Annotated in this window: 10 protein-coding genes; 9 read left to right on the top strand and 1 reads right to left on the bottom strand. The window is 54.8% G+C overall.

The window, feature by feature from the left end:
- The 9 genes from rpsI to nanQ all read left to right on the top strand — a co-directional run.
- The coding region (gene rpsI / locus AB7E14_RS16475; protein ID WP_428169682.1) for a 30S ribosomal protein S9 at positions 1-383 on the top strand (383 nt) is incomplete at its 5' end.
- Between the two features lie 304 nt (positions 384-687).
- Complete coding sequence (gene sspA, locus AB7E14_RS16470) at positions 688-1,326, top strand: stringent starvation protein SspA (protein ID WP_042998321.1); 639 nt, start codon at positions 688-690, stop codon at positions 1,324-1,326.
- A 5-nt stretch (positions 1,327-1,331) separates the two neighbouring features.
- Positions 1,332-1,832, top strand: coding sequence for a ClpXP protease specificity-enhancing factor (sspB, locus tag AB7E14_RS16465; protein WP_042998320.1), 501 nt, complete (start codon positions 1,332-1,334; stop codon positions 1,830-1,832).
- A gap of 111 nt (positions 1,833-1,943) precedes the next feature.
- Positions 1,944-2,735 (top strand): transcriptional regulator NanR, encoded by a 792-nt coding sequence (gene nanR / locus AB7E14_RS16460; RefSeq protein WP_080343284.1) that lies wholly within the window; start codon positions 1,944-1,946, stop codon positions 2,733-2,735.
- Positions 2,736-2,868: 133 nt separating this feature from the next.
- Positions 2,869-3,762 (top strand): N-acetylneuraminate lyase, encoded by an 894-nt coding sequence (gene nanA / locus AB7E14_RS16455; RefSeq protein WP_316962578.1) that lies wholly within the window; start codon positions 2,869-2,871, stop codon positions 3,760-3,762.
- 115 nt (positions 3,763-3,877) lie between these two features.
- Positions 3,878-5,368, top strand: coding sequence for an MFS transporter (locus AB7E14_RS16450; protein WP_044263663.1), 1,491 nt, complete (start codon positions 3,878-3,880; stop codon positions 5,366-5,368).
- A 47-nt stretch (positions 5,369-5,415) separates the two neighbouring features.
- Complete coding sequence (locus AB7E14_RS16445) at positions 5,416-6,105, top strand: N-acetylmannosamine-6-phosphate 2-epimerase (protein ID WP_316962577.1); 690 nt, start codon at positions 5,416-5,418, stop codon at positions 6,103-6,105.
- Positions 6,102-6,977, top strand: a complete 876-nt coding sequence (gene nanK / locus AB7E14_RS16440) for an N-acetylmannosamine kinase (RefSeq protein ID WP_316962576.1) — start codon at positions 6,102-6,104, stop codon at positions 6,975-6,977. The genes AB7E14_RS16445 and nanK overlap by 4 nt, the downstream gene beginning before the upstream one ends.
- On the top strand, positions 6,974-7,441 hold the full coding sequence (gene nanQ, locus AB7E14_RS16435) for an N-acetylneuraminate anomerase (protein ID WP_316962575.1): 468 nt from the start codon (positions 6,974-6,976) through the stop codon (positions 7,439-7,441). The genes nanK and nanQ overlap by 4 nt, the downstream gene beginning before the upstream one ends.
- A 56-nt stretch (positions 7,442-7,497) precedes the next feature.
- Here nanQ and AB7E14_RS16430 read toward each other — a convergent pair.
- The coding region (locus AB7E14_RS16430) for a PDDEXK nuclease domain-containing protein (RefSeq protein WP_428169681.1) at positions 7,498-8,261 on the bottom strand (764 nt) is incomplete at its 5' end.

Here is an 8,261-nt window from a genome sequence, read left to right as displayed (position 1 = left end):
ATCAATACTACGGCACTGGTCGCCGCAAAAGTTCCGCAGCTCGCGTTTTCATCAAACCGGGCAGTGGTAAAATCGTAATCAACCAACGTTCTCTGGAACAGTACTTCGGTCGTGAAACTGCCCGCATGGTAGTTCGTCAGCCGCTGGAACTGGTCGACATGGTTGAGAAACTGGATCTGTACATCACTGTTAAAGGTGGTGGTATCTCTGGTCAGGCTGGTGCGATCCGTCACGGTATCACCCGCGCTCTGATGGAGTACGACGAGTCCCTGCGTTCCGAACTGCGTAAAGCAGGCTTCGTTACTCGTGATGCTCGTCAGGTTGAACGTAAGAAAGTCGGCCTGCGTAAAGCACGTCGTCGTCCGCAGTTCTCCAAACGTTAATTGTTTTCTGCCTTTGGCAGATTACGGTTGGCGAAAAAACCCGCTTCGGCGGGTTTTTTTATGGATAAATCTGGCGTAATCCTCTGACAAAACCCTCTTTTTCCCCATTTCCAGAATCGACTCACCACAAAGGTCACAAAATCTGGTAAACTATCATCCAATTTTCTGCCCAAATATCGGGTATTGTTCATTTTTTGTTTGCTTTTTGAACGATGATGACTTTTCCGACGTGGGTGACATCACTTCTGACTGGCCATGCGATGGCTGGTAGCAGTAAAAATTCTGAATATACCTGGAGGTTTTCATGGCTGTCGCTGCCAACAAACGTTCGGTAATGACGCTGTTTTCTGGTCCTACTGACATCTATAGCCATCAGGTCCGCATTGTGCTGGCTGAGAAAGGTGTAAGTTTCGAGATCGAACACGTGGAAAAGGACAATCCACCTCAGGATCTGATTGACCTCAACCCGAATCAGAGCGTCCCGACACTGGTAGATCGTGAGCTGACCCTGTGGGAATCTCGCATCATTATGGAATACCTGGATGAGCGTTTCCCGCATCCGCCATTAATGCCGGTTTACCCGGTAGCACGTGGCGAAAGCCGCCTGTACATGCACCGTATCGAAAAAGACTGGTATACGCTGATGAACGTCATCGTTAACGGGTCTGCTTCAGAAGCTGACGTTGCTCGCAAACAACTGCGTGAAGAACTGCAGGCGATTGCACCGGTATTCGGTCAGAAACCGTATTTCCTGAGCGATGAATTCAGCCTGGTGGATTGCTACCTGGCGCCGCTGTTGTGGCGTCTGCCGCAGCTGGGTATTGAGTTCAGCGGTGCGGGCGCGAAAGAGCTGAAGGGTTACATGACCCGCGTCTTTGAGCGTGATTCTTTCCTGGCGTCCTTAACCGAAGCTGAACGCGAAATGCGTCTTGGCCGGGGTTAATACTGATGGATTTGTCACAGCTAACACCGCGCCGTCCGTATCTGCTGCGTGCATTTTATGAGTGGTTGCTGGACAACCAGCTCACGCCGCACCTGGTGGTGGATGTGACGTTGCCGGGTGTGCATGTTCCGATGGAATATGCCCGCGACGGGCAGATTGTCCTGAACATTGCACCGCGCGCGGTGGGGAATCTGGAACTGGCTAACGATGAGGTGCGTTTTAATGCGCGTTTCGGCGGCGTTCCGCGTCAGGTTTCTGTGCCATTAGCGGCAGTGCTGGCTATTTATGCGCGTGAAAACGGTGCCGGAACGATGTTTGAACCGGAAGCGGCCTATGACGAAGATGTTGCCAGTCTTAATGATGATGACGCGACATCTGGCGCAGAGAGCGAAACCGTTATGTCAGTCATTGATGGTGATAAACCGGATCATGACGATGACAACAATCCGGATGACGATCCGCCGCCGCCGCGTGGTGGGCGACCGGCATTACGTGTTGTTAAATAGATGAAAACAGGCCCCGCTGGGCCTGTTTTTGATCGCACCGACCGTGGTTTCACCCTCCTTCCGATCCTGTGTTACGATGAGCCTGCTGTTGTTTGTCACCGTGACTCGCAAATAGGTCTTATGAACGCATTCGATTCTCAAGCAGAAGATTCTCCAGCCACTATTGGGCGTAGCCTTCGCCGTCGTCCGCTGGCGCGAAAAAAGCTGTCGGAAATGGTCGAGGAAGAGTTAGAGCAGATGATCCGTCGCCGTGAGTTCGGCGAGGGGGAACAGTTGCCGTCCGAACGGGAACTGATGGCCTTTTTCAACGTCGGTCGTCCCTCTGTGCGTGAGGCACTGGCCGCGCTGAAGCGTAAAGGCCTGGTGCAAATCAACAACGGCGAACGTGCCCGTGTTTCCCGTCCTTCGGCGGATACCATCATTGGTGAGCTGTCCGGAATGGCAAAAGATTTCCTCGCACATCCTGGCGGCATTGCCCACTTTGAGCAGTTGCGCCTGTTCTTTGAGTCCAGTCTCGTGCGTTATGCAGCGGAGAATGCCACAGAAGAACAGATCGATCTGCTGGCAAAAGCGCTGGAGATCAACAGCCAGTCGCTGGATGACAATACGCTGTTCATCCGTTCAGATGTCGATTTTCATCGCGTGCTGGCGGAGATCCCCGGCAATCCGATCTTTATGGCGATCCACGTAGCGCTGCTGGACTGGCTGATCGCCGCTCGCCCGACCGTGCCGGATCGCGAGCTTTTCGAGCATAATAATGTAAGTTATCAGCAGCATATCGCTATCGTTGATGCGATTCGCCGACGCGATCCAGATGAGGCCGATCGCGCACTGCAATCTCATCTCAACAGCGTTTCCGCCACCTGGCACGCCCTCGGTCAACATTCAAAAATGCGTAAGTGATCGCGATCCTGACGATCGTTTAGTGAAGCAGATCGCACTATAAGCGTTCTGTATTGTATTGCTGCTTATTTGATCTGGTATAACAGGTATAAAGGTATGCAGTTAGATAACACTAATCATGACAGAGGTCGTTATGGCAAAAGATTTACGAGGCGTAATGCCAGCGTTGTTAACCCCTTTCGATAACCAACAGAAGCTGGATATTGAGAGCCTGCGCCGGCTGGTGCGTTTTAACATCGCTCAGGGGATCGATGGGCTGTACGTGGGCGGTTCCACCGGCGAAGCCTTTGTACAGAGCTGTGCGGAAAGGGAGCAGGTGCTGGAAGTCGTCGCGGAAGAGGCGAAGGGCAAAGTCAAGCTGATCGCTCACGTTGGAACGGTCAGCACCCATGAGAGCCAGCAGCTCGCCCGTGCCGCGCATGGTTACGGCTTTGACGCGGTCTCTGCCGTGACGCCGTTCTACTATCCGTTCAGCTTTGAAGAGCACTGCGATCATTACCGGGCCATTATTGATTCGGCGGATGGTTTGCCGATGGTGGTCTATAACATTCCGGCGTTGAGCGGCGTGAAGTTAACGCTGGATCAGATCAACACGTTGGTCACCCTGCCGGGCGTTGGTGCACTGAAGCAAACATCGGGCGATCTGTTCCAGATGGAGCAGATCCGTCGCGCGCATCCGGATCTGGTGCTTTATAACGGTTATGACGAAATTTTCGCTTCAGGCCTGCTGGCCGGAGCGGACGGCGGTATCGGCAGCACTTACAACATCATGGGCTGGCGATATCTGGGAATTGTGAAAGCGCTCAAAGAAGGAGATATCCGGACTGCGCAAAAACTGCAAACAGAGTGCAATAAGGTTATCGATCTCCTCATTAAGGCTGGCGTGTTCCGTGGGCTGAAAACGGTTCTGCACTATATGGACGTGGTTTCTGTACCACTGTGCCGTAAGCCGTTTGCCCCCGTGGATGAAAAATATCTGCCGGAACTGAAGGCGTTGGCGCAGCAGTTAATGGCAGAGAAGGCGTAACCGCGTAACGTAGTGCCGGGGGCGCTGCGCTTACCCGGCCGACAAAAAAGCATCGTGTGCCGGATAAGGCAGAGTCGTCATCCGGCACAACAACAAAAATCGTCGGGAGAGTAAAATGAGTACTTCTACCCAAAGCATCCCGTGGTATCGCCATCTCAACCGGGCGCAATGGCGGGCATTCTCCGCCGCATGGTTGGGATATTTGCTGGATGGTTTTGATTTTGTGTTGATAGCCCTTGTGCTGACGGAAGTACAAGGAGAGTTCGGGCTGACGACGGTTCAGGCGGCGAGCCTGATTTCGGCAGCCTTTATTTCCCGCTGGTTTGGCGGGTTAATGCTGGGCGCGATGGGTGACCGGTATGGGCGTCGTCTGGCGATGGTCACCAGTATTATTCTGTTCTCAATGGGAACGCTGGCCTGTGGTTTTGCGCCGGGTTACACCACTATGTTTATCGCCCGACTGGTGATTGGCATGGGGATGGCGGGCGAATACGGTTCCAGTGCGACCTATGTTATTGAAAGCTGGCCAAAACATCTGCGTAATAAGGCCAGTGGTTTTCTGATCTCGGGGTTCTCCGTTGGTGCCGTGATTGCGGCTCAGGTCTACAGCCTGGTGGTGCCGGTCTGGGGCTGGCGCGCGCTGTTCTTCATTGGCATTCTGCCGATTATTTTTGCCCTCTGGCTACGCAAAAACATACCGGAAGCAGAGGACTGGAAAGAGAAGCATGAAGGCAAAGCGCCGGTACGCACGATGGTCGATATTCTTTATCGGGGTGAGCATCGCGTCGTCAACATTCTGATGACGACAGCGGCGGCGATCGCACTGTGGTTCTGTTTTGCCGGGGACCTGCAAAATGCGGCGATTGTCGCGGTACTGGGTTTGCTGTGCGCGGTGATCTTTATCAGCTTCATGGTACAAAGTAGCGGCAAGCGCTGGCCGACGGGCGTGATGCTCATGATTGTTGTCCTGTTTGCTTTCCTCTACTCGTGGCCGATTCAGGCGCTGTTGCCCACCTATCTGAAAACGGAACTGGCATACGATCCTTCCACCGTGGCGCGCGTACTCTTCTTTAGCGGCTTTGGTGCTGCGGTCGGCTGCTGCGTCGGCGGCTTCCTTGGTGACTGGCTGGGGACCCGCAAAGCTTATGTTTACAGTCTGTTGGCCTCACAACTGCTGATCATTCCGGTGTTTGCCATTGGCGGTACCAATGTCTGGGTACTTGGTTTACTTCTGTTTTTCCAGCAGATGCTGGGGCAAGGGATCTCCGGAATCTTACCGAAACTGATTGGCGGTTATTTCGATACCGATCAGCGTGCGGCGGGTCTGGGTTTCACCTATAACGTCGGGGCGCTCGGCGGGGCGCTGGCACCGATCCTGGGGGCGCTGATTGCCCAACGACTGGATCTGGGCACCGCGCTGGGATCGCTCTCTTTCAGCCTGACCTTTGTGGTGATTCTACTGATTGGTCTGGATATGCCATCCCGCGTCCAGCGCTGGCTGCGACCGGAGGCGCTGCGTACCCATGACGCCATTGACGGTAAGCCGTTCAGCGGCGCTATCCCGTTCGGCGGCGATAAAAGCCCCTTAGTCAAAAGCAAAAGTTAATCCACTTGCCCGGTCCTGCACCGGGCAATACACGTAAGGGAAGAAGTATGTCGTTACTTGCACAACTGGATAAAAGCATTGCCGTGCGTGGTGGTTTGATTGTCTCCTGCCAGCCGGTTCCCGGCAGTCCACTGGATAAACCCGAGATTGTGGCGGCGATGGCGCTGGCGGCAGAGCAGGCTGGGGCCGTCGCGTTACGTATTGAAGGGATTGAGAATCTGAAGGCGACGCGTGCCGTGGTTTCCGTACTGATAATCGGCATTCTCAAACGCGATCTCGCGGATTCTCCTGTGCGCATCACCGCGTTTCTGGAGGATGTCGATGCGCTGGCGCAGGCCGGCGCGGACATTATCGCGATTGATGGCACCGACCGCGTGCGTCCGGTGCCGGTTGCGGTGCTACTGGCGCGTATCCATCACCACCAGTTGCTGGCAATGGCCGATTGCTCTTCACAGGAGGACGGCCTGGCCTGTCAGGCGCTCGGTGCAGACATTATTGGCACCACGCTTTCGGGTTACACCACCGCAGAAACCCCTGATGAACCGGATCTGGCGCTAGTGAAATCGCTGAGTGAAGCCGGGTGCCGGGTGATTGCTGAAGGCCGCTACAATACCCCGGCGCAGGCCGGTGAAGCAATGCGTCACGGCGCCTGGGCAGTGACGGTCGGATCTGCGATTACCCGGCTGGAGCACATCTGTGAATGGTATAACACAGCGTTGAAAAGGGCGGTGCTATGACGACGCTGGCCATTGATATTGGCGGTACGAAACTCGCCGCCGCGCTGGTGGAGGATGATTTGCAGATTCGCGAACGTCGTGAGCTGCCCACCCCTGCCAGTAAAACGTCTCCGGCACTACGCGACGCGCTGAAAACACTGGTGCAACCGTTGCAGTCGCAAGCGCATCGGGTGGCGATAGCCTCGACGGGGATTATCCGCGAAGGCCACCTGTTGGCGATAAATCCCTCTAATTTGGGCGGGTTGCTTCACTTTCCGCTGGTGCAGACGTTAGAAGCCCTCACCGGCTTACCAACGCTGGCGATCAACGATGCACAGGCTGCCGCATGGGCGGAATATCATGCAATTGCCGATGAAACGCGGGATATGGTGTTTATCACCGTTTCAACCGGCGTCGGCGGCGGTGTGGTCAGCGACGGTCAGCTAGTCACCGGTACCGGTGGTTTGGCCGGACACCTGGGTCATACCCTCGCGGACCCTAATGGGCCGGTGTGCGGCTGTGGACGAGTGGGATGCGTCGAGGCTATCGCGTCGGGACGCGGTATTGCTGCCGCAGCGCAAGGCTCGCTTGCCGGATGCGATGCGAAAACCATTTTTGCCCGTGCGGCAGAGGGCGATGAACAGGCCCGCCGACTGGTCGCTGACTCCGCACAGGTGCTGGCACGGTTGATTGCCGATACGAAAGCGGTCACCGATTGTCAGCGGGTGGTTGTCGGCGGCAGCGTTGGGCTGGCGCAAGGGTATCTGTCGCAGGTCCGCGCCTGTCTCGAACAAATGCCCCCGGTCTATCACGTCGAACTCAGCGCGGCGCATTACCGCCACGACGCGGGGCTGTTGGGTGCGGCATTGTTAGCACAAGGAGAGAAAGGATGATACTGGGTGAAGTTTGTACGTTGTCTGCTGCCGGTTTACATCCCGTGCTGGAAGAGGCGCTGACGCTGGCGTTGACCGCCAGACCGCAGGAGCAATCCCCTGGTCGCGTTGAGCTACGCGGGGACGATATCTTTATGAACGTAATGCAGTTTGCCACGCAATCGGCCTCAGAGAAAAAGGCCGAACTGCACGAGCAATACATCGATATCCAGCTACTGCTGGCGGGAGAGGAACGCATTCATTTCGGCGTGGCGGATTCTGCGCGGCAATGTGAAGAGGTACATGTTGAGGAGGATTATCAGCTTTGTCGCGAGATAGCGGGTAGTCAGACCATTACCCTACAGCCAGGCATGTTCGCGGTGTTTATGCCCGGAGAGCCGCACAAACCGGGGTGCAGCGTGGAAGAACCGAAAGAGATTAAGAAAGTTGTCGTCAAGGTTCGCGCCAGCCTGTTAGTCGCATGAAAATGCCGGATGGTTTTTACCATCCGGTCTTACGCTTTACACATCCATCCCGTTCATTATTTTGTCAATGATGTTTCTGGGGATACCGCTTGCTGCGCTGTCAGTGCCAATTGCGAACGAATGAGTTCATCTGCCAGTAATTTTTCGTCAGGCAATTGCACTTTATATTCACTTGCCATCACGGTATTCGGTAAACCGTTCAGCGCGTAGTGCGCTTCTCCAGCCCCTTTTCCCGCACACAGGATTAACCCTACTGGCGGATTTTCCCCCGGCATTGTCCAGTGCTCTTTGGCGTAGTTAAGGTACATGTTCATTTGTCGTGCATCGGCATAGCTGAATTTGCCCATTTTCAGGTCAACAACTAACAGACAACGCAAGCGGCGATGGAAGAAAAGCAGGTCGACGCGAAACCAGCTATCGTCAATGCGTAACCGGCGCTGTCGGCTGACAAACGCAAAATCGTCCCCGAGTTCAAGCATAAACTCCATCAGATGGTTAATCAGTGCTTCTTCCAGATCGGATTCAGAATACTCATCTTTCAGATCGAGGAATTCGAGAATAAAGGGATCGCGTATTGCGTGTTCTGGTAAGACTTCGGGCACGGTGGGCGCAGCCTGTTGCAGCAACGCGGGTTTATCATGAGACAGCAGCGTACGTTCGTAAAACTGAGACGCGATTTGCCGATCGAGTTGTCGTACTGACCAACCGTTGCGTAATGTTTCTTTCTCGTAAAAGGTGCGGGCATCGGGGTTTTTAACTGACAGGAGACGGACATAGGCTGACCAGGGCAGCGGGAATATCCTGGCGAGTTGTTTGAGAT

Source organism: Citrobacter sp., assembly GCF_050252275.1.
GTDB classification, from domain to species: domain Bacteria; phylum Pseudomonadota; class Gammaproteobacteria; order Enterobacterales; family Enterobacteriaceae; genus Citrobacter_A; species Citrobacter_A amalonaticus.
The sequence above is the reverse complement of the archived record's forward strand: the minus strand, read 5'-3'. Positions and strand labels throughout refer to the sequence as shown.